Source organism: Rhizobium sp. AG855, assembly GCF_003610655.1.
Classification (GTDB): Bacteria; Pseudomonadota; Alphaproteobacteria; order Rhizobiales; family Rhizobiaceae; genus Allorhizobium; species Allorhizobium wuzhouense.
The window spans coordinates 401,272-419,949 of sequence record NZ_RAQG01000003.1 but is presented as its reverse complement, the minus strand read 5'-3'; the positions used below and the strand labels follow the sequence as shown (position 1 = coordinate 419,949).

18 protein-coding genes are annotated in these 18,678 nt (G+C 63.2%); 12 read left to right on the top strand and 6 right to left on the bottom strand.

Annotated features, from left to right (window positions below; all coding sequences use genetic code 11):
* Nucleotides 1–30 precede the first annotated feature (30 nt).
* Complete coding sequence (locus tag DFO46_RS02020) at nucleotides 31–1,728, bottom strand: hypothetical protein (protein WP_120276160.1); 1,698 nt, start codon at nucleotides 1,726–1,728, stop codon at nucleotides 31–33.
* A 234-nt stretch (nucleotides 1,729–1,962) separates the two neighbouring features.
* Between DFO46_RS02020 and DFO46_RS02015 the strand changes: the two genes are divergently transcribed.
* The 5 genes from DFO46_RS02015 (at nucleotide 1,963) to arsA (ending at nucleotide 7,327) form a co-directional block, all read left to right on the top strand.
* Entirely contained in the window at nucleotides 1,963–2,850 is an 888-nt protein-coding gene (locus tag DFO46_RS02015; protein WP_120278105.1) for a metal ABC transporter substrate-binding protein, read from the top strand.
* Nucleotides 2,847–3,734: a manganese/iron ABC transporter ATP-binding protein gene (locus DFO46_RS02010; protein WP_280953045.1), complete on the top strand. Its 888-nt coding sequence runs from the start codon at nucleotides 2,847–2,849 to the stop codon at nucleotides 3,732–3,734. The genes DFO46_RS02015 and DFO46_RS02010 overlap by 4 nt, the downstream gene beginning before the upstream one ends.
* A complete protein-coding gene (locus DFO46_RS02005; RefSeq protein ID WP_120276159.1) occupies nucleotides 3,715–4,623 on the top strand; it encodes a metal ABC transporter permease in 909 nt (302 codons plus the stop codon). The genes DFO46_RS02010 and DFO46_RS02005 overlap by 20 nt, the downstream gene beginning before the upstream one ends.
* Nucleotides 4,620–5,477, top strand: a complete 858-nt coding sequence (locus DFO46_RS02000; protein ID WP_120276158.1) for a metal ABC transporter permease — start codon at nucleotides 4,620–4,622, stop codon at nucleotides 5,475–5,477. Before DFO46_RS02005 ends, DFO46_RS02000 begins: the two co-directional genes overlap by 4 nt.
* Before the next feature lie 80 nt (nucleotides 5,478–5,557).
* Entirely contained in the window at nucleotides 5,558–7,327 is a 1,770-nt protein-coding gene (arsA, locus tag DFO46_RS01995; RefSeq protein WP_120278104.1) for an arsenical pump-driving ATPase, read from the top strand.
* Between the two features lie 14 nt (nucleotides 7,328–7,341).
* On the opposite strand, the gene DFO46_RS01990 is transcribed toward arsA, so the two are convergent.
* Nucleotides 7,342–8,238: a DMT family transporter gene (locus DFO46_RS01990; protein WP_120276157.1), complete on the bottom strand. Its 897-nt coding sequence runs from the start codon at nucleotides 8,236–8,238 to the stop codon at nucleotides 7,342–7,344.
* A gap of 187 nt (nucleotides 8,239–8,425) precedes the next feature.
* On the opposite strand from DFO46_RS01990, the gene DFO46_RS01985 reads away from it, so the two are divergent.
* Entirely contained in the window at nucleotides 8,426–9,334 is a 909-nt protein-coding gene (locus DFO46_RS01985) for a LysR family transcriptional regulator (protein ID WP_110791491.1), read from the top strand.
* Between the two features lie 9 nt (nucleotides 9,335–9,343).
* Here DFO46_RS01985 and DFO46_RS23730 read toward each other — a convergent pair whose 3' ends face one another.
* Together DFO46_RS23730 and DFO46_RS01975 are read right to left on the bottom strand one after the other, a co-directional pair.
* Nucleotides 9,344–9,856: a hypothetical protein gene (locus DFO46_RS23730; protein ID WP_147412730.1), complete on the bottom strand. Its 513-nt coding sequence runs from the start codon at nucleotides 9,854–9,856 to the stop codon at nucleotides 9,344–9,346.
* Between the two features lies 1 nt (nucleotide 9,857).
* A complete protein-coding gene (locus tag DFO46_RS01975; protein WP_120276155.1) occupies nucleotides 9,858–10,568 on the bottom strand; it encodes an FRG domain-containing protein in 711 nt (236 codons plus the stop codon).
* A gap of 215 nt (nucleotides 10,569–10,783) precedes the next feature.
* Here DFO46_RS01975 and DFO46_RS01970 point away from each other — a divergent pair, with 215 nt between their 5' ends.
* The 5 genes from DFO46_RS01970 (at nucleotide 10,784) to DFO46_RS01950 (ending at nucleotide 16,372) form a co-directional block, all read left to right on the top strand.
* Entirely contained in the window at nucleotides 10,784–11,941 is a 1,158-nt protein-coding gene (locus tag DFO46_RS01970) for an ABC transporter substrate-binding protein (protein ID WP_110791490.1), read from the top strand.
* Nucleotides 11,942–12,137: 196 nt separating this feature from the next.
* Nucleotides 12,138–13,127 carry an ABC transporter ATP-binding protein gene (locus tag DFO46_RS01965; RefSeq protein WP_110791489.1) on the top strand — a complete coding sequence of 330 codons (990 nt, stop codon included), beginning with the start codon at nucleotides 12,138–12,140 and terminating at the stop codon, nucleotides 13,125–13,127.
* A complete protein-coding gene (locus DFO46_RS01960; protein WP_110791488.1) occupies nucleotides 13,124–14,074 on the top strand; it encodes an ABC transporter permease in 951 nt (316 codons plus the stop codon). The genes DFO46_RS01965 and DFO46_RS01960 overlap by 4 nt, the downstream gene beginning before the upstream one ends.
* Nucleotides 14,064–14,879: an ABC transporter permease gene (locus DFO46_RS01955; RefSeq protein ID WP_110791487.1), complete on the top strand. Its 816-nt coding sequence runs from the start codon at nucleotides 14,064–14,066 to the stop codon at nucleotides 14,877–14,879. Before DFO46_RS01960 ends, DFO46_RS01955 begins: the two co-directional genes overlap by 11 nt.
* Before the next feature lie 68 nt (nucleotides 14,880–14,947).
* Nucleotides 14,948–16,372 carry a gamma-aminobutyraldehyde dehydrogenase gene (locus tag DFO46_RS01950; protein ID WP_110791486.1) on the top strand — a complete coding sequence of 475 codons (1,425 nt, stop codon included), beginning with the start codon at nucleotides 14,948–14,950 and terminating at the stop codon, nucleotides 16,370–16,372.
* Between the two features lie 43 nt (nucleotides 16,373–16,415).
* Here the strand turns inward: DFO46_RS01950 and DFO46_RS01945 are convergent, their stop codons facing one another.
* On the bottom strand, nucleotides 16,416–16,886 hold the full coding sequence (locus DFO46_RS01945) for a YccF family protein (protein WP_110791485.1): 471 nt from the start codon (nucleotides 16,884–16,886) through the stop codon (nucleotides 16,416–16,418).
* 228 nt (nucleotides 16,887–17,114) lie between these two features.
* Between DFO46_RS01945 and DFO46_RS01940 the strand changes: the two genes are divergently transcribed.
* Nucleotides 17,115–17,585, top strand: a complete 471-nt coding sequence (locus DFO46_RS01940; RefSeq protein ID WP_110791484.1) for an SH3 domain-containing protein — start codon at nucleotides 17,115–17,117, stop codon at nucleotides 17,583–17,585.
* A 116-nt stretch (nucleotides 17,586–17,701) separates the two neighbouring features.
* Here the strand turns inward: DFO46_RS01940 and DFO46_RS01935 are convergent, their stop codons facing one another.
* Nucleotides 17,702–17,986, bottom strand: a complete 285-nt coding sequence (locus tag DFO46_RS01935) for a GIY-YIG nuclease family protein (RefSeq protein ID WP_120276154.1) — start codon at nucleotides 17,984–17,986, stop codon at nucleotides 17,702–17,704.
* Between the last annotated feature and the right edge of the window lie 692 nt (nucleotides 17,987–18,678).

Sequence of the window (18,678 nt, the reverse complement as noted above, 5' to 3'; positions counted from 1 at the left end):
CACGAGGAGCAGAGCCCGGCAAACCCGCCCTCAATGCCCGGCCTTGGCTTCCTCGGCCGGGATGATCTTTTTCGGCGGCAGCTTCGTTTCATCCTCGTTGGGAGCAGCATGCCCTTTGACAGCATGCCCGGCATCCGCCGACCCAGCCGCAGGTGCATGATCCGCAGCAGCGCCATGCTCTTCCGGTGCCGTTCCCGGCGCAGCGGCATCGCCGACAGGCTCGATCGGCTGGGATCGCATCTTCTCAAGCCAGGCGGCACCATGATCGGCGCTCGCCGCACCCGACGCGGCAGGTGTTTCAGCCGGTGCGGCGGCATCTCCGCCGGGATCCGCCGGAGCGACGGCCTCGTCACCGCCAAGGCCAACCATGCTCTTCAGCGAGGAGAACCAGCCAGCATCCTCGGTCGGTGCCTCGGCGCTCGCGGCCTCATGCGCGGGCGCATCGGCTGCCGCGCCATCATGCGCCTGCGGTTCCTCAACTGGAACCTCTTCCACCGGCACCTCAGCCTCGTGCGCCGCCGGCGCAGACGCCTGTGCGCCCTCGGTCGAAGCCCCATGCCCCGCAGTCTCGGCATGCCCGCTCTCGGCAGGAACCGCAGCCGCATCGCCATGGGACGCGGTATCCCCATGGGACGCGGCATCTCCTGCCGGGGCCTCCGCCGGAGCGGAAGCGTCATGCGCAGGCGCCTCATGCCCGACGGCGGCGGCATCGGCCGGCGCCGGGGCATGCTCAGAATTCGCATCACCGGGGGCAGCCCCCTCGGTGGAATGTTCGCCCTCCGGCAACGCGGCGCTGTCCTCAGCCGGCGCGGCATGGCCTTCGCCACCGCCATCCCCGTGGCCGGCCGCAGCCGGATCGCCATGCCCCTCGGCGGGCGCTTCACCGTGTCCGGCATCCGCCGCACCATGGCCTTCGGCCGGCGCCTCGTCACCGCCAAGGCCAACCATGCCCATCAGCGAGGCCATCCAGCCCTTGCTTTCTCCGCCGCCGTGTTCGGCAACCGGTGTCTCTGCGCCATGCTCGCCGGCTGGCGCTTCGCCATGCCCGTCGGCTGCAGCTTCGCCGTGACCGCCATCTCCATGGCCATCACTCTTCTTGCCGTGGCTGTCGGTCTTCTTGCCATGCGCATCGCCATGGCCTTCGCCCTCCGGCACAACGACTTCCGGCGTCACGCAATCGGCGCTGTCATCGAGCTTGGCCAGAAGCGCCTGGATATCGCCTTCCATCATGTCGACCCGCTGGCCGAAAAATTCGCCATTGGCCGCTGCCGGCCCGTCCGCATAACGCGCGGTCAGCATGCGGGCCGTTGCCGCCTCGGGAACCCGGTGCGGATCGGGAACGAAGATGACGTCGGCGCCGACGGCCCGTCCGCGCATCTGGCCGCGTTCCTTCGGTCCGTTCAGGTCGAGGACGACCACCTGTACGAGATCGGCCTTTTTCGTCTCCTGCACGACCTTGGCCACGCGCAGCGCCGTCTTGATCCGGATCAGCCCATCGGCGGTTTCGTTGGTGGTCACATATTTGCGGATCCAGAAGCGGTCCTTCTTGTGGATCTCGACTGTCTGCACTTCCGTGCATTCGAGCCCGTTCAGCTCGGCATAGGACGGCCCGAGCAGCGTGTCGGCGCCGATATAGACGGCAGCCCCGCCCGTGCCGCCGCACAGGACGAGAACGCCGCCCACGATCAGCACGAGTTTCCGCGACAGGTGAAGCTTCGGCACCTTCACGCTTGCAACTCCGCCATCACACCACCCTCGACCATTACGCAATACTGCGTGTGAGCATAGGCGCGGCTCCTTGCAGAACCTTTAACCGCCACGCGCCAATTCGCGCTGGCCTTTCAAGCCAGCTGAAAGCCTCGCCTGGGCGGTCTTTTTGCAAATGATTTGCAAATGCATTGACAATGCGTCGGCGCGCGATAGATTTTAATAGGAATGACTTGCAAGAACGGGATGCCGCTGATGTTGCCAAAGCTTGCCCGCAGTCTTTTTGCCCTGGCGCTTATGCTGCCCGGAGCAGCCCATGCCGCCGACAAGCCGAAGGTCGTCACCACCTTCACGGTCATTGCAGACATCGCCAAGAACGTCGCCGGCGATGCAGCCGACGTCGAAAGCATCACCAAGCCCGGCGCCGAGATCCACGGCTACCAGCCCACCCCCCGCGATATCCTCAAGGCCCGCGACGCCAATCTCGTGCTGCGCAACGGGCTCTTTCTCGAAGCCTGGTTCGAAAAATTCCTCGCCAATCTCGGCAATGTCCCGACCGTGACCGTCAGCGACGGCGTAGACCCCATCGACATTTCCGGCGGCGCCTATGAAGGCAAGCCCAATCCGCATGCCTGGATGTCGCCGGAAAACGCACTCATCTACGTCGAAAACATTCGCAAGGCGCTGACCGACCTCGATCCCGCCAATGCCGCGATCTACGAGGCCAATGCCCGCACCTATTCCCAGAAGATCCAGGCCGAGATCGAACCGATGAAGGCCGAAATCGCGAAGATCCCGGAAAACGACCGTTATCTCGTCACCAGCGAAGGCGCCTTCTCCTACCTCGCCCGCGACCTCGGCATGAAGGAACTCTATCTCTGGCCGATCAATGCCGACAGCCAGGGCACGCCCCAGCAGGTCAGGGCCGTCGTCGACCAGGTGGTGGCCAACAAGATCCCCGTCGTCTTCTCGGAAAGCACCGTCTCCGACAAGCCGGCCAAACAGGTCGCAGCCGAAACGGGCGCGCGCTATGGCGGCGTCCTCTATGTGGACTCGCTCAGCGACCCGGATGGACCGGTCCCGACCTATCTGGATCTCTTGAAGGTAACGGTCTCGACCATCGTGAAGGGATTTGCCGGATGATCATGGGATCGGGCGCAAGACGCAAACGCGAAGGCATCGCCGCAGAGGATGTGACGGTCACCTATCGCAACGGCCACACCGCCCTGCGCCACGCCAGTTTTGCCATCCCGCCCGGAACCATAACCGCCCTTGTCGGCGTCAATGGCGCCGGCAAATCCACCCTCTTCAAGGCCATCATGGGCTTCGTGCCGGTCGCCTCCGGCGAGATCCGCGTGCTCGGCATGAGCGTCAGGCAGGCACTGAAGCAGAACCTCGTCGCCTATGTGCCCCAGGCCGAAGAGGTCGACTGGAATTTTCCCGTCCTCGTCGAAGACGTCGTGATGATGGGCCGCTACGGCCATATGAGCTTCCTGCGCATCCCATCGAAACGCGACCACCAGCTGGTCGACGAGGCCCTGTCCCGTGTCGGCATGAATGACTATCGCAAGCGCCAGATCGGCGAACTTTCCGGCGGCCAGCGCAAGCGCGTCTTCCTCGCCCGCGCGCTCGCCCAGGAAGGCCAGGTGATCCTGCTCGACGAACCCTTCACCGGCGTCGATGTCACCACCGAGGAACAGATCATCGGCCTGATGAAGGATCTGCGCGCAGAGGGCCGCGTCATGCTGGTCTCCACCCACAATCTCGGCAGCGTGCCTGATTTCTGCGACCGCACGATTTTTGTCAAAGGCACGGTCATCGCCTCCGGCAAGACAGAGGACACCTTCACCGAAGAAAACCTCAAGACCGCCTTCGGCGGCGCGCTCCGCCACTTCGTGCTATCAGGCACAGACCTGCACGACGACGAAGACGGCCGCGAGGTGAAGGTCATCACCGACGACGAACGCCCCTTCGTCATCTACGGCCAGCCGAAACCGGGAACATCAGATGCTCGCGACCCTGGTTGAGCCCTTCACCTATGATTACATGCGCAACGCCATTCTGGTGAGCGCACTCGTCGGCGCCGTCTGCGGCTTCCTCTCCGCCTATCTCATGCTGAAAGGCTGGTCGCTGATCGGCGACGCGCTCTCTCATGCGATCGTCCCCGGTGTCGCCGGCGCTTATATGCTGGGCCTCCCCTTCGCCTTCGGCGCCTTCCTCTCCGGCGGTCTCGCGGCCATCGCCATCCTCTTCCTCAACCAGCGCACCAAGCTCAAGGAAGACGCGATCATCGGCCTGATCTTCACCTCCTTCTTCGGCCTCGGCCTCTTCATGGTCTCGATCTCGCCCGTCTCGATCGACATCAAGACCATCGTGCTCGGCAACATCCTCGCCATCACACCCGCCGATACGCTGCAACTGATCCTGATCGGCGGCATCAGCCTCCTCGTGTTGACGCTGAAGTGGAAGGACCTGATGGTCACCTTCTTCGACGAAAACCACGCCCGCTCGATCGGCCTCAAACCCGAACGCCTGAAGGTAATCTTCTTCACCCTGCTCGCCGCCTCCACGGTCGCCGCCATGCAGACCGTCGGCGCCTTCCTCGTCATCGCCATGGTCGTCACCCCGGGCGCCACGGCCTATCTGCTCACCGACCGCTTCCAGCGCCTGATCCTCATGGCGCTCGGCATCGGCGCCGGCACCAGCTTCATCGGCGCCTATGCGAGCTACTTCCTCGACGGTGCGACCGGCGGCATCATCGTCGTGCTCCAGACGGTGATCTTCCTCCTGGCCTTCCTCTTTGCGCCGAAACACGGACTGCTCGCCGCCCGCAGCCGCGCCCGCGCAGCGTTGGAGCCCATGCCTTCCGCAGCGACGGCAGAGCCCCACGGCCTTCCCGAGGAGCGCCCCGCATGAGCGAAACCTTCGAACTCGCGATCCTCCCCTTCCAGCTGCCCTTCATGCAGACGGCCTTCGTCGTTACCCTGATGATAGCCATCCCCATGGCGCTCCTCTCCTGCCTGCTGGTGCTCAAAGGCTGGTCGCTGATGGGCGACGCCGTCTCCCATGCAGTGCTGCCCGGCGTCGTCATCGCCTATATCGCCGGCATCCCGCTTGCCATCGGCGCCTTCATCGCCGGCCTCTTCTGCGCATTGCTCACAGGCTTCATCAAGGAGAACAGCCGCATCAAGGAAGACACCGTGCTCGGCATCGTCTTTTCCGGCATGTTCGGTCTGGGCCTGGTGCTCTATGTCCAGGTCGAAAGCTCTGTGCACCTCGACCACATCCTCTTCGGCGACATGCTGGGCATCCTGCCGTCTGACCTCCTGGAGACCGGCCTCATCGCCCTCTTCGCCACGCTCTTCCTGATCCTGCTGCGCAAGGACCTGCTCGCCCACGCCTTCGACCCGCAGCATGCCCAGGCGATCGGCCTCTCGGTCCGCCTCCTGCATTATGGCCAGCTCGCCGTTCTCTCGCTGGTCGTCGTCGGCGCATTGAAGGCCGTCGGCATCATCCTCTCGGTCGCCATGCTCGTCGCCCCCGGCGCCATCGCCTTCCTGCTGACCAAACGTTACGGCACCATGCTGGTAACAGCCGTCGCGGTCGCGGTAGCCTCGTCCGTGACCGGACTCTATCTGAGCTTCTTCATCGACAGCGCACCGGCCCCGACCATCGTGCTGATCATGAGCGGCATCTTCGTCCTTGCCTTCTTCCGCACGCTCTGGCAGGCCCGCAGCGTCAACCGCATCACCGCCGCAGAAGGCATGTGATCATCGAGCACTTGCCATGGATCAAATCCGCAAGGGCCGGGTCGGACTAGGGTTTCCGCATCAAAGCGAGGATGAAGCCCATGTCGACGATGCACCTGCTTCAAAATCCCACCCGCCACCTGTTTTTCACCGGCAAGGGTGGCGTCGGCAAGACTTCGCTCAGCTGCGCGACAGCGATTGCGCTCGCCGATCAGGGCCTGAAGATCCTGCTCGTCAGCACGGACCCCGCCTCCAATCTTGATGAAATGCTGGGCCTGCCCCTTGGCAGCGATCCGACAGCGGTGCCGGGCGTCCCCGGCCTGTCCGCCATGAACATCGATCCGGAAACGGCGGCCGAAGACTACCGCCGACGCGTGCTCGACCAGATGGCACCGGAGACCACCGACAAGGACCGCGCCACCGTCCGCGAACAGCTGTCCGGCGCCTGCACCACCGAGATTGCCGCCTTCGACGAATTCGTCGGCCTGCTCGCCGATGACAACCCGCGCTTCGACCACATCATCTTCGACACCGCGCCCACCGGCCATACCCTCCGGCTCCTCAGCCTGCCCAAGGCCTGGACCGGCTTCCTGGAGGCCAACGAGCGCGGCGCCTCCTGCCTTGGCCCCCATTCCGGGCTGAAAATGCAGGAAGACCGCTTCCGCACGGCGCTCGAATGCCTCGGCGATCCCGCCCGCACCACCATCGTTCTGGTCACAAGGGCCGACCGAGGCGCCATCCGCGAAGCCGCCCGCACGGCTGGAGAACTCTCGGAACTCGGCCTTTCCAACCAGATGCTCGCCATCAACGCCCGCTTCACGCCATCAGACCCGAATGACCCCGTGGCCACAGCCTTCGCCGCAGAACAGACCAAGGCACTGACGGACCTGCCAACGGCACTGGCATCGCTCCCCTGCGACGAGGTCGCCCTGAAATCCTTCGACATGGTAGGGCTCGCCGCCCTGCGCGGACTGCTGTCCAAAACGGACCTCACGCCTCCTGCCGATACCGCAGACGACACCGTCGAAAGCCCCGAGCTTCCCCGCCTCTCAAAGCTGGTCGGCGAAATCGCGGCAAGCGGAAAGGGCCTTGTGATGGTCATGGGCAAGGGTGGCGTCGGCAAGACCACAGTCGCCGCCGCCGTCGCCGTCGGGCTTACCGCCCGTGGCCACTCGGTCCACCTCACCACCACAGACCCGGCGGCCCACCTCTCCTTCGTCGTCGGCGCCGCCGCCATGCCCGGACTGACCGTCGACCGCATCGACCCCGAAGCCGAAACGACCCGCTATATCGACAAGATCATGGCGACCAAGGGCCGCGATCTCGATGACGCCGGTCAAGCCCTGCTGCGCGAAGACCTCGCATCGCCCTGCACCGAGGAAGTGGCGGTCTTCCATGCCTTCTCCCGCGTCGTCGCCGAAGCCCGATCAAGCTTCGTCGTCATCGATACGGCCCCGACCGGCCACACGCTGCTGCTGCTCGATGCGACAGGCGCCTATCACCGCCAGATGACCCGCCATCTCGACGACGCCGCACCCGGCCGCATGGTGACCCCGCTGATGCGCCTGCAAGACCCCGCCTATACACGTGTCCTGCTCGTCACCCTGCCGGAGACGACACCGGTCTCGGAAGCCTCCGCGCTCCAGGATGACCTGCGCCGCGCCGGCATCGCGCCCTATGGCTGGGTGATCAACAAGTCGATGGCGATCACAGGCACCCGCGATCCGCTCCTGCGCGCCCGCATTCGGGGCGAGAAATCCCAGATCGAAAGAGTGAGGCGCGATTGCGCAAACCGGGTCTACGGCCTGGACTTCCGCCCTGTCGCGCCGGTGGGTCTGGAGGAACTGAAGCGGATCGCTGCGGAGGAATAGAGCGCGGCCGCCGCTCAGACCCGCGCTTCTTCCTCGGCCCGCTTGGCGCGGCGCGACACCACCCATTCCCGCCAGACGGTGAAAAGGCCTGCCCCGACGACAATCACGGCCCCCACCACCGTGTTCCAGCGCAACACCTCTCCAAACACGGTAATGGCGATGACCGCGCCCAGCACCAGCTGCCAGTAGGAGATCGGCTGAACGATGACCGCATCGAGGTTTTCATAGGCCCGGATCAGCGACAGATGGCCGATGATGCCGGTGCAGCACAGCCCGATCATCAATCCCCAGTCGACGGCCGTGAACGGCGTCCAGAAGAACGGTCCGAGCAGGTTGGACCCGATGAAGCCGACGATCGCCAGATAGAAGAAGCTGGTCGACGGCTGGTCGTCGCGGCTGACCAGCCGCGTCGCGATCCCGTAGATCGCGCCCATCACCGCACACATCAGCGGCAGCCAGATATAGATGTTGAACCCGTCTCTGGTCGGCGAAAGCATGATCACCACGCCGACAAGGCCGAACAAAATGGCCGTCCAGCGCCGCCAGCCGACCTTTTCGCCGAGGATCGGCATGGACAGCAGCGCCACGAAGATCGGGCCTGCGGCAAAGATCGCCTGGCTCTGGGCGAGACCCACTTTGGTGAAGGCAACGATCGAGACCAGGATCTGCGTGAACAGCAGGAGACCGCGCAGGATCTGCAGGAACGGCCGCTTGGTGTTGACCGCTGTTCTGAGGCCGCCGCTTGAGCGCATCGCCAGGAAGAGCGCAAAGGCGACGAAGGCCCAGTAGCGCACCATGGCCACCTGAACCGGCGAGTGGGTCTCGCCGAGATGTTTGGAAAGCCCGTCCTGGATGGCAAAGACGGAAAAGGCGAGAAAGGTGAAGAGATAGCCGAGCGGCGTCGATTTCATGGGATCAAGGGGACTTTGCACGAGGAGGGATCCGTGGACGAAGCAACGGCGCGGGCAAGACGATCCTACACCCTGCATGCTCTTTGACCAGCCCAGTATTGCAAACCTGCCCTGCAACCTGACAACCCCTCGGCGCGACCGATCGCGATGACCTTGCCTCTCGCCGGGTGCCGTGCTTCAAAAGGCCATGGCCTTCACCTTCCGTCAGTTGCAGTATTTCGTCGCCGTGGCAGAACAGGGATCGGTTACGCGCGCCGCCCAGAACCTCTCGATTTCGCAGTCCTCGGTGACCGAAGCGATCAAGGAGCTGGAGGGCGATCTCGGTGTCGAACTCTTCGAGCGCCACCCGCGCGGCCTGACCATCACCTATAACGGCCACCAGTTTCTCCGCCACGCGACCAAAATCCTGGCCGATGTCTCCGACGCCCGCAACGTCTTCACCGAAACGCAGAACAGCACCGGCGGCACGCTCAATATCGGCGTGACATCGCTGGTTGCCGGTTACGTGCTCTCCGATCTGCTCGCCCGCTATCGCCGCGCCTGCCCGGGTGTCGAAGTGACGGCCATGGAAGACAATGGCTCCTATCTGGAACACCTGCTGATCGGCGGCGAACTGGATGTCGCCGTCATGGTCATCTCAAACCTGCGCGACCGCATGGCGCTGCAGGCGGAAATCCTGGAAACCTCGCCCTACCGCCTCTGGCTCCCCATCGGCCATCCGCTGGTCTCAGCCGATATCATCTCCGTGCAGGACATCGCCCGCGAACCGCTGATCATGCTGACAGTGGACGAAATCGAGGAAAACACCGGCAAGCTCCTCTCGGCGCTCGGCGCCCGCCCGCATGTCGCCTTCCGCACGCGCTCGGTGGAAGCGGTCCGCAGCCTGGTCGCCACCGGCGCCGGCGTCGCCCTCCTCCCCGACTTGGTCTACCGCCCCTGGTCGCTGGAAGGCGACCGCATCGAGAGCCGCGACGTGTCAGGCGCGCTGCCTGTGGTGCAGGTCGGCATGGTCTGGCGCAAGGGCTCGAGCCTGCCGCAGGCGGCACGCGATTTTGTCGGGATTGCCGAGGCGAGCCGCAGTGGGCGGGTCAGGTGACGAGAGACGTCAGTCGCGGATCAGGATCTGCTGAACCGAAACGTCGCTGTCCGACACCGAGCCTTTGACATAGGTGGGGATCGCCAGCGAGGCGAGCGTCGAGGCCCTCTTGCCGCCGAAGCCCTCAAATGGCACCCGCACCAACAGATTGGCCCGCCCCTTGAACTGCCCGTTGTCCTCGACATCGAACGACGAGCTTTCAACTTCGACAGTGACAAGGCGCGCTTCCGGCACGACCGTACTGTAGTGCGAAAGTTGTTCGATCGTCTGCCGGTCAAGTCCGCGTACCGCATCCGCAATATTTTCGACAATCTGCGCTTTGGTCATGGTTGTACCAACCGTTGTTGCGGGCTTATCCTCCCGGATTAAACCTAATTTGGGGTAAAGGCCACCGCCGTTCGAGGTCTCTGGCGCCGCAAGTCCTTCAATTTCTGCTGAACTCGTGGGAGCGATGAAGGTTGCATCATCCGCCCAGTCTGGTGCGCGAATGCTCGACGAATATGCCGATGGTTCTGTCTCCATATCACCTGCTCCTGTAGCTGACGGCGAGTGTGTCACACACACCATCGAGTCCGCCCATCATGCGAGCGTCATTCACACCGAAGATATGCAACATGCGAAAGAAGAACGCCTTTTCATCCTGCGGAACGTCAAGTCGTTCGTAAGCATCAATGATCTTCGTGCTCCGCGTTGGCTCCCACGCCACGCTGGGATCGCTATGGAGGGAGAAGAGCCCCTGCTGCGCTGTAATGCGAGCAGCACGCAGTGGCACACGAACCAGAAGCACGTCTGCCATGTTTTCATCGAAGGGATCGAATTGTGGCTTGGCGTCTATATGGTCGCGGCACGAGTGGATCATGTGAATGACAACGGGTTTGCCGTCATCGTAATGGCGGCAGGCGAACCACGCAGCCACCAGTGGATTGTCGGTCCAGTCAAGCAGTCTGGTTGGCAACCCGTGATGCTGCGCGAGAGCCAACAATTCGAGATCCGTTGTGATTTCCGGATGGAAGCGAACGGCTTCGCGCTGAAATTCCGAGAAAAGGGCCTTTTCGTCCTCTCTGCGATACGCCGCGCCACCCAGTTTGTCATATCGACCGGCGGAGGGTTGAAGCGCCCAGCTTGCATCACCCTGGCCACGAAAGAACCATCGACCGTCGGTCTTCGCAGAAATCATCTCGATGAATTTGAACCAATTCTCCCCAGGAATTAGTCCGTTTGAAAACGTCACCATGCCGCGCCCCCGCACTGAGGCGCAGATTAACTTAAGAAACGAAAAATACAACCCAGCATTAGATCAACACAACGCACACACTCAACCACCACCCATCGGAAAAACCGATACCACCATTCTGGCGAATGAATTTGCGAATGCGGTTAAATCACGGCAACTTTCTCGGCGGGAACAATGGCCGCAAAAACGCGGCCTCACAAACGGGAGACCTCGCGATGAAGTCGTTATTGAAATCCTGCACCGTCCTCGCCTCCGTACTCAGCCTGACCACCGCCGCCGTCGCCCAGGAGCCGCTGAAGGAACTCGGCCCCGGTGAAGGCGCGCTCTCCATCGTCGCCTGGGCCGGCTATATCGAGCGCGGCGAGACCGACAAGAATTACGACTGGGTCACCGATTTCGAAAAGTCGACCGGCTGCAAGGTCTCGGTAAAGACCGCCGCCACATCAGACGAAATGGTCGCCCTGATGAATGAAGGCGGCTTCGACCTCGTCACCGCCTCGGGCGATGCGTCGCTCCGCCTCGTCGCCGGCAAGCGCGTCCAGCCGATCAACACGGCCCTCATCCCCTCCTGGAGCACCATCGACGAGCGCCTGCAGAACGCCCCTTGGCACACCAAGGACGGCGTCCATTACGGCACGCCTTACGTCTGGGGCGCCAATGTGCTGATGTACAACACCGACGTGTTCAAGGGCGAAGCGCCGAAGAGCTGGAACGTCGTCTTCGAAGAAATGAATCTGCCCGACGGCAAGTCGAACAAGGGCCGCGTCCAGGCCTATGACGGCCCGATCTATGTCGCCGACGCCGCCCTCTATCTGATGGCCCACAAGCCGGAACTCGGCATCAAGGACCCCTACGAACTGAATGAAGACCAGTACAAGGCCGCTCTCGACCTGCTGCGCGGCCAGCGCCAGCTCGTTGGCCGCTACTGGCACGACGCCATGATCCAGATCGACGACTTCAAGAACGAAGGCGTCGCCGCCTCCGGTTCCTGGCCCTTCCAGGTCAATCTGATGAAGGCCGAAGGCGCCAAGATCGCCTCGACCTTCCCCGAGGAAGGCGTGACCGGCTGGGCCGACACCACCATGCTGCATGCCGAGAGCGAACACCCGAACTGCGCCTATATGTGGATGGAGCATTCGCTCTCGCCCAAAGTCCAGGGTGACGTCTCCGCCTGGTTCGGCACGGTGCCCTCCGTCCCCGCCGCCTGCAAGGGCAATGCGCTCTACGGCGACGAGGGCTGCAAGACCAACGGCTATGAGAACTTCGACAAGATCAAGTTCTGGCGCACCCCGACCTCGAAGTGCAGCACCGGCGAATGCGTGCCCTACCACCGCTGGGTCTCCGACTACATCGGCGTGATCGGCGGCCGGTAACCGCCATATCTCCCCCCTTGCGGGGGAGAAAGCAAAATCAACGAATTAGCCGAGCCTAGCGAGGCTAAGCGTTAGATTTTGCAAGAGAGGGGCTGAAACCCACGTCCCCTCTCTTGCGATTTCTAGCACTTAGCTGACGCTAAGCTGCTGAAATCGCATTCTCTCCCGCAAGGGGAGAGATGAAGCTGGAGCCACCATGACCGCAGCCGTCTCCTTCTCGAAGGTCTCGCGCCATTTCGGCAGCGTCAAAGCCGTCGACAGCGTCGATCTGACCGTCGCACCCGGCGAATTCTTCGCCATGCTCGGCCCGTCCGGCTCCGGCAAGACGACCTGCCTGCGCCTGATCGCCGGCTTCGAACAGCCGACGTCAGGCCATATCGAGATTTTTGGCGAAACCGCCGAGGGCGTGCCGCCCTATCGCCGCAACGTCAACACGGTCTTCCAGGACTATGCCCTCTTCCCGCATTTGAACATTCTCGACAACGTCGCCTATGGCCTGATGGTCAAGGGTGTGGCCAAGGCCGAGCGCCACCGCGAGGCCGAACAGGCCCTGGAGATGGTCAAGCTGCCCGGCTACGGCGCCCGCAAGCCCGGCCAGCTCTCCGGCGGCCAGCGCCAGCGTGTGGCGCTTGCCCGGGCGCTGGTCAACAAGCCGAAGGTCCTGCTGCTCGACGAGCCGCTCGGCGCACTCGACCTGAAGCTGCGCGAGCAGATGCAGGAAGAACTCAAGAGCCTGCAGCGTTCGCTCGGCATCACCTTCGTCTTCGTCACCCACGACCAGGGCGAAGCGCTCTCGATGGCCGACCGTGTCGCCGTCTTCAACGACGGCAGGATCGTCCAGGCCGGCACGCCGCACGAGATCTACAACCGCCCCCGCACCCGCTTCGTCGCCGATTTCGTCGGCTCCTCCAACGTCATCCCGCCCGAAGCGATGAAGGCACTCGGCGGCGAAGCGCGCTGGACGAGCCTGCGACCCGAAGCCATCCGCATCGTCTCCGAAGGCGGCGTCAACGCCACCATCCGCTCGGCAAGCTTTCTCGGCGCTTCGACAAAACTCTTCGTTGAAACGGCCGCAACCCCGCTCACCGTCTCGCTGCCGGCCGGCATGACCGCGCCGCAGGCGGGCGAAAGCATCCACATCGCCTGGTCACCATCTGACCTGCATTACATGGAGGAAGCCGCATGACGGCGACCTCCGCACCCGCCATCACAGCTGGGCGTCAGGGCCCGATGGGGCGGCTCTCGGATCTGTTCTGGCAGAGGCCCAACCTGCTGCTGGTTCTGATGCTGGTGCCGCCCCTACTCTGGCTCGGGATCATCTATGTCGGCTCGCTGCTGGCGCTTCTCTTGCAGAGCTTCTTCGCGATCGACGAGTTCTCCGGGCTGATCAATTACGAGTTCACCCTTTCGACCTATGGCCAGCTGCTGCAGCCGGCCAATTTCGACATCATCCTGCGCACGCTCCTGATGTCGGCCGCCGTCACCCTCGCCTCCGCGGTCATCGCCTTCCCGATCGCCTATTACGCCGCGCGCTATGCCAAGGGCCGCTGGAAGGCTGTCTTCTATCTCGGCATCATGCTGCCGCTCTGGTCGAGTTATCTCGTCAAGGTCTATGCCTGGAAGCTGATCCTCGCCAAGGAAGGCATCCTCAACTGGATCTTCGCCAAGCTGCATCTGACCTGGGCGCTCGACGCCATCCTCGCCATTCCCGTCATCGGCGGCAATTCGCTGTCGATCAGCTATCTCGGCACCTTCATCGTCTTCGTCTATGTCTGGCTGCCCTTCATGATCCTGCCGACCCAGGCAGCCCTCGAACGTGTGCCCGGCAACCTGATCGAAGCCTCGGGCGATCTCGGCGCTGACTCCCGCCAGACCTTCCGCCATGTGCTCTTTCCGCTCGCCCTGCCCGGCATCGTCGCGGGCTCGATCTTCACCTTCTCGCTGACCATGGGCGACTACATCATCCCCCAGATCGTCGGCACCTCCAGGCTCTTCATCGGCCAGGCCGTCTATGCCCAGCAGGGCACCGCCGGCAACATCCCGCTCGCCGCCGCCTTCTCGGTGGTGCCGATCGTCATCATGGGCATCTATCTCACGATTGCCAAACGCATGGGGGCCTTTGATGCGCTCTGACCGCTCCCAGTCCTCGGGCCTGTCCCTGAAGATCGCCGCCGGCGTCGGCCTTGCCTTCCTGCATCTGCCGATCCTGCTCATCTTCGTCTATGCCTTCACCACGGAGGAAAAGAGCTTCCAGTGGCCGCCACCGGGCTTCACGCTGCAATGGTTCGCCGTTGCCTGGAACCGCCCGGACATCTGGGAAGCGCTCACACTCTCGGTCAAGGTCGCTAGCATCGCCACGGTCATCGCGCTGATCCTCGGCACGCTCGCCGCCGCCGCCGTCGCCCGCACCAAATTCTTCGGCCGGGAAGCGATCTCCTTGCTCGTCATCCTGCCGATCGCGCTGCCCGGCATCATCACCGGCATTGCCCTGCGTTCGGCCTTTTCGATTGCCGATATCCCCTTCTCCGTCTGGACAATCATCCTCGGCCACGCCACCTTCTGCGTCGTCGTTGTCTACAACAATGCGGTGGCCCGCTTCCGCCGCACCTCCGGCTCGCTGATCGAGGCCTCCATGGATCTCGGCGCCGATGGTTTCCAGACCTTCCGCCATGTGATCCTGCCGAACATCGCGACAGCGCTTCTGGCCGGCGGCATGCTCGCCTTCGCGCTGTCCTTCGACGAGGTCATCGTCACCACCTTTACTGCCGGCCAGCAGTCGACCCTGCCGATCTGGATGCTGGAAGAACTGATCCGCCCGCGCCAGCGCCCGGTGACCAACGTGGTCGCCATGGTCGTGGTGATCGTCACCTTCCTGCCGATCCTGGCCGCCTATTATCTCACCCGCGATACCGACCAGATTGCCGGCAGCGGAAAATGAACCACAACCACCGTGCAGCCCCTGCCGCGCGGTCTCACAATTGACGTGTAATGAAAGGGAGAAAAAACATGGACACCCAGATGCTGATCGGCGGCAAGTTCGAGGCCGGTTCCGAGACGGAGGAGAAGATCCTGAACCCCAAGACCGGCGACGCCATCGTCGATCTCCCGGAAGCTTCGATCGCTCAGGTGGAAGCCGCCGTCGATGCGGCCGAAGGCGCCTTTACCAGCTGGTCGCAGACCACCCCCGGCCAGCGCGCCGGCTACCTGCTCGCCATCGCCGACGCGATCGAAAAGGACGCAGCCGCCTTCGCAGCACTCGAAAGCCTCAACTGCGGCAAGCCGATCAATGCCGTGCTGAACGATGAAATTCCGGCGGTCGTCGATTGCTACCGCTTCTTCGCCGGCGCGATCCGCACCCTGCAGGCTCCGGTGTCAGGCGAATACCTGCCGGGCTTCACCTCGATGATCCGCCGCGATGCCGTCGGCGTCATCGGCTCGATCGCCCCCTGGAACTATCCGCTGATGATGATGGCCTGGAAGCTGGCACCGGCGCTTGCCGGCGGCAACACGGTCGTCTTCAAGCCCTCCGAGCAGACCCCGCTGACAGCGCTGAAGCTCGCCAAGGTCATGGCCGACATCCTGCCGGAAGGCGTCATCAATGTCGTGCTCGGCCGTGGCGAAAGCGTCGGCAATGCGCTGATCAACCATCCGAAGATCGCGATGGTCTCGATCACCGGCGACATCGCCACCGGCAAGAAGGTGCTCAACGCCGCCGCCAAGAACGTCAAGCGCACCCATCTGGAGCTCGGCGGCAAGGCCCCCGTGATCGTGCATGACGATGCCGATATCGACGCCGCCGTCGCCGCGATCCGCACCTTCGGTTACTACAATGCCGGCCAGGACTGCACCGCCGCCTGCCGCATCTACGCCTCCGACAAGATCTACGACCGCTTCGTCGCCGATCTCGCAGCCGCCGTCTCGACGATCAAGTTCAACCAGGACGACGATGCCGACAACGAAATCGGGCCGCTGATCTCCAAGCGCCAGCGCGACCGCGTCGAAAGCTTCGTCACCCGGGCTGCCGAACACAAGCACATGGAAGTGGTCGCCGGCGGCAAGCTCGGCTCCGACAAGGGCTTCTTCTACACGCCGACCGTCATTGCCGGCGCAACCCAGGACGACGAAATCGTCCGCCGCGAAGTCTTCGGCCCCGTCGTCTCCGTCACCCGCTTCACCGATCCCGAACAGGCCGTGACCTGGGCCAATGACAGCGACTACGGCCTTGCCTCCTCCGTCTGGACCAAGGACATTTCCCGCGCCATGCAGAACGCCGCCAAGCTGCGTTACGGCTGCACCTGGATCAACACCCACTTCATGCTCTGCAACGAAATGCCCCATGGCGGCATGAAGCAGTCGGGTTATGGCAAGGATCTCTCGCTCTACTCGCTGGAGGACTACACGACCGTCCGCCATGTGATGATCGCGCATTGAGCGAGTTTTGGGCGGCATGGCTGGACCGTGCCGCCCATGTCCTTTAGGCGGCGCGCATTCTCTGGAGAACCAGCTTCGCGTTCTCTTCCCGTGCGAGCTGGGCCAACTCGATGCTGACGACGCGGCGGCCAACCGGCCATAGTGAGATGCCGGCCAACTTGAAGGATTGGATGCCGAAGGGGATGCCGATGATGGTCAGGCAATTGACGATGCCTGCCGCCAGATGCCCCAGAAAGAGGATCCAACCAAACGTCAACGCCCAGACGATGTTTGCCACGAAACCGATCGTCCCCGTCACGGCAGTCACGGCGGACAGTCCCTTTGCATCCAGTTCTCGGATGTGAACCACATCCTTTCCGAACGGGAATGCCGACATTTTTGCAATCTCAAAGGCCGCCCGTGACACCGGCAAGCCAATGATACTGATGGCAAACAGGGCCGCGCCGAGCAGCCAGACGAGCGCCAGAACCGCTCCACCGAAAACAAACCATATTGCATTTCCAACAAAACGCATCGCCCTACTCCCCTATTGGTTGTCGAGAGTAGATTACTCCCGCATGGGAGGTTGGCAAGTTCGCCACAGGATCATTTTTGGAGCAGCGATTTCACTGACATCCCCGACGCTGCGCCATCTCCCTCCGCCCATTGCGATGGAAACAGCCGGCACGTTTACCCTGACAGACCAAACCGGTGGCACCCCGCCTTTCTCCTCCGTATCATGATGTGGAATCAGGAGAGCGAAATGCGCGGCGAGCCAAAAGACGTCAGACACAAGAGCCACAAGGCCATGCTCGCAGCGGCGGCGCTCCTGTCCGTGACTGCTCTTGGCTCCCCGGCATCACATGCTCAGCAGCCCCAGGTGATCCCCGCCCCCAATCTCGACGGTGGCGGCGCCGTGATGGACACCTATCTCTGGCATGTCCGCGGCCTGCCCCCCGGCAAGCGCCTCGCCGTCTATTCCGGTGCCGGCCCCAGGTTCCGCGTGATCCATGCGCTGGAGGACGGTGAGCCGATCGAACGGCTCTCCTGCAAGGATATCAGCGGCGGCTACTGGTGCCGCATCGCAACCGTCACCCGCCCCCGCATCTCCGGCTGGGTCGATGGCCGCTTCCTGCTGGAAGAACCCGGCTTCGCCCCGCCGGACGACCTGCGAAACCCGCCCATCGAACCCGAAATCCTCATCGACCCCTTCGGCAAGCCGCGACGCCCTTGAAGGTCGGGAGCACGCGCTGCGTCCCAACGACGCTCTTGTCGTGACGGTGACTGGATCATCGGGACCAGACGCATGCCCATCAACGGCAGCGGGCGCACAGAGCGCCACTGGTGTTTTTACATCAACTCGTAATACAAATCCCGCCAGTCGGGATTGAAGCCCTCTATCAGCGCGATCTTCCACTGCCGATACCAGCGCTTCAGCGACTTCTCCCGCTGGATCGCCGTACCGATGCTGTCGTGCTCCTCATACCAGACCAGCTGCCGGCAACCGTACTTCGAGGCAAATCCCGGCGTCAGCGCCTCTCGATGCTCGTAGATGCGCCGCTCCAGATCGGACGTCACGCCGATATAGAGTGTGCCGTGCTTGTGGTTGGTGACGATATAGACATAGCCCGCCATGCGCGTAGTTTGCTTGTGTCTGGATCCTCGGGTCAAGCCCGAGGATGACGACCTCTCGGGGGGATAGGGGTATCCTCCGCAGACGTTATCCGCAGACGTATCCGGTGAAGACAGCAGCGGAGGATACCAGTCGCTCGCCCACACTCCGTCATCCTCGGGCTTGACCCGAGGATCCAGACACAAGCCTTCTGAGGCCAGACGGTCACGCCAGACAGCGCCATTTCCCAAAAAAAGGGGGATGAATTCCGAACATTTCCCAACAAAATCAAACCCCGACACATTTTTTCATCCCCCACCCTTTCTCCTCCCGTAGACTCAGCCCCGTCCCGCCCTCGGATACACCTGACGATGCGATGTCAGGCGAGGCGGGGCCGGCGCCGGGGTGGAGGGTTGTCGCAGATCCAAATCCCCGGCCCGCTGCAACGGTCTCCCTCCGGACGAAGGGCTTGACGAGGGTGATGGGGTCGGATGCCCCAAAGCCTGGATACCCTGATCGGAAGGACGTGCCTCAGAGGCACACAGACAAGGCGCCCGCGCTGTCGCGAACATCCAGACAGCGGGGCGGAGAAAACGGCGGGGATGACGGCCGAGCCAGCAATGGCAAAGGCCCCATCCCCCGGGCGAGGGTCCCGGTCGGATTGGTGCACCATCCGGCGGGAACCTCCCGGGCCACCGGCCAGGCTCTGGTAGAA

Coding starts and splice junctions, on each gene's coding strand:
- DFO46_RS02015 (WP_120278105.1), top strand. CDS start 1,963: ATGTTGCCAAAGCTTGCCCGCAGTCTTTTTGCCCTGGCGCTTATGCTG.
- DFO46_RS02010 (WP_280953045.1), top strand. CDS start 2,847: ATGATCATGGGATCGGGCGCAAGACGCAAACGCGAAGGCATCGCCGCA.
- DFO46_RS02005 (WP_120276159.1), top strand. CDS start 3,715: ATGCTCGCGACCCTGGTTGAGCCCTTCACCTATGATTACATGCGCAAC.
- DFO46_RS02000 (WP_120276158.1), top strand. CDS start 4,620: ATGAGCGAAACCTTCGAACTCGCGATCCTCCCCTTCCAGCTGCCCTTC.
- arsA (WP_120278104.1), top strand. CDS start 5,558: ATGTCGACGATGCACCTGCTTCAAAATCCCACCCGCCACCTGTTTTTC.
- DFO46_RS01990 (WP_120276157.1), bottom strand. CDS start 8,238: ATGAAATCGACGCCGCTCGGCTATCTCTTCACCTTTCTCGCCTTTTCC.
- DFO46_RS01985 (WP_110791491.1), top strand. CDS start 8,426: ATGGCCTTCACCTTCCGTCAGTTGCAGTATTTCGTCGCCGTGGCAGAA.
- DFO46_RS23730 (WP_147412730.1), bottom strand. CDS start 9,856: ATGGAGACAGAACCATCGGCATATTCGTCGAGCATTCGCGCACCAGAC.
- DFO46_RS01975 (WP_120276155.1), bottom strand. CDS start 10,568: ATGGTGACGTTTTCAAACGGACTAATTCCTGGGGAGAATTGGTTCAAA.
- DFO46_RS01970 (WP_110791490.1), top strand. CDS start 10,784: ATGAAGTCGTTATTGAAATCCTGCACCGTCCTCGCCTCCGTACTCAGC.
- DFO46_RS01965 (WP_110791489.1), top strand. CDS start 12,138: ATGACCGCAGCCGTCTCCTTCTCGAAGGTCTCGCGCCATTTCGGCAGC.
- DFO46_RS01960 (WP_110791488.1), top strand. CDS start 13,124: ATGACGGCGACCTCCGCACCCGCCATCACAGCTGGGCGTCAGGGCCCG.
- DFO46_RS01955 (WP_110791487.1), top strand. CDS start 14,064: ATGCGCTCTGACCGCTCCCAGTCCTCGGGCCTGTCCCTGAAGATCGCC.
- DFO46_RS01950 (WP_110791486.1), top strand. CDS start 14,948: ATGGACACCCAGATGCTGATCGGCGGCAAGTTCGAGGCCGGTTCCGAG.
- DFO46_RS01945 (WP_110791485.1), bottom strand. CDS start 16,886: ATGCGTTTTGTTGGAAATGCAATATGGTTTGTTTTCGGTGGAGCGGTT.
- DFO46_RS01940 (WP_110791484.1), top strand. CDS start 17,115: ATGCGCGGCGAGCCAAAAGACGTCAGACACAAGAGCCACAAGGCCATG.
- DFO46_RS01935 (WP_120276154.1), bottom strand. CDS start 17,986: ATGGCGGGCTATGTCTATATCGTCACCAACCACAAGCACGGCACACTC.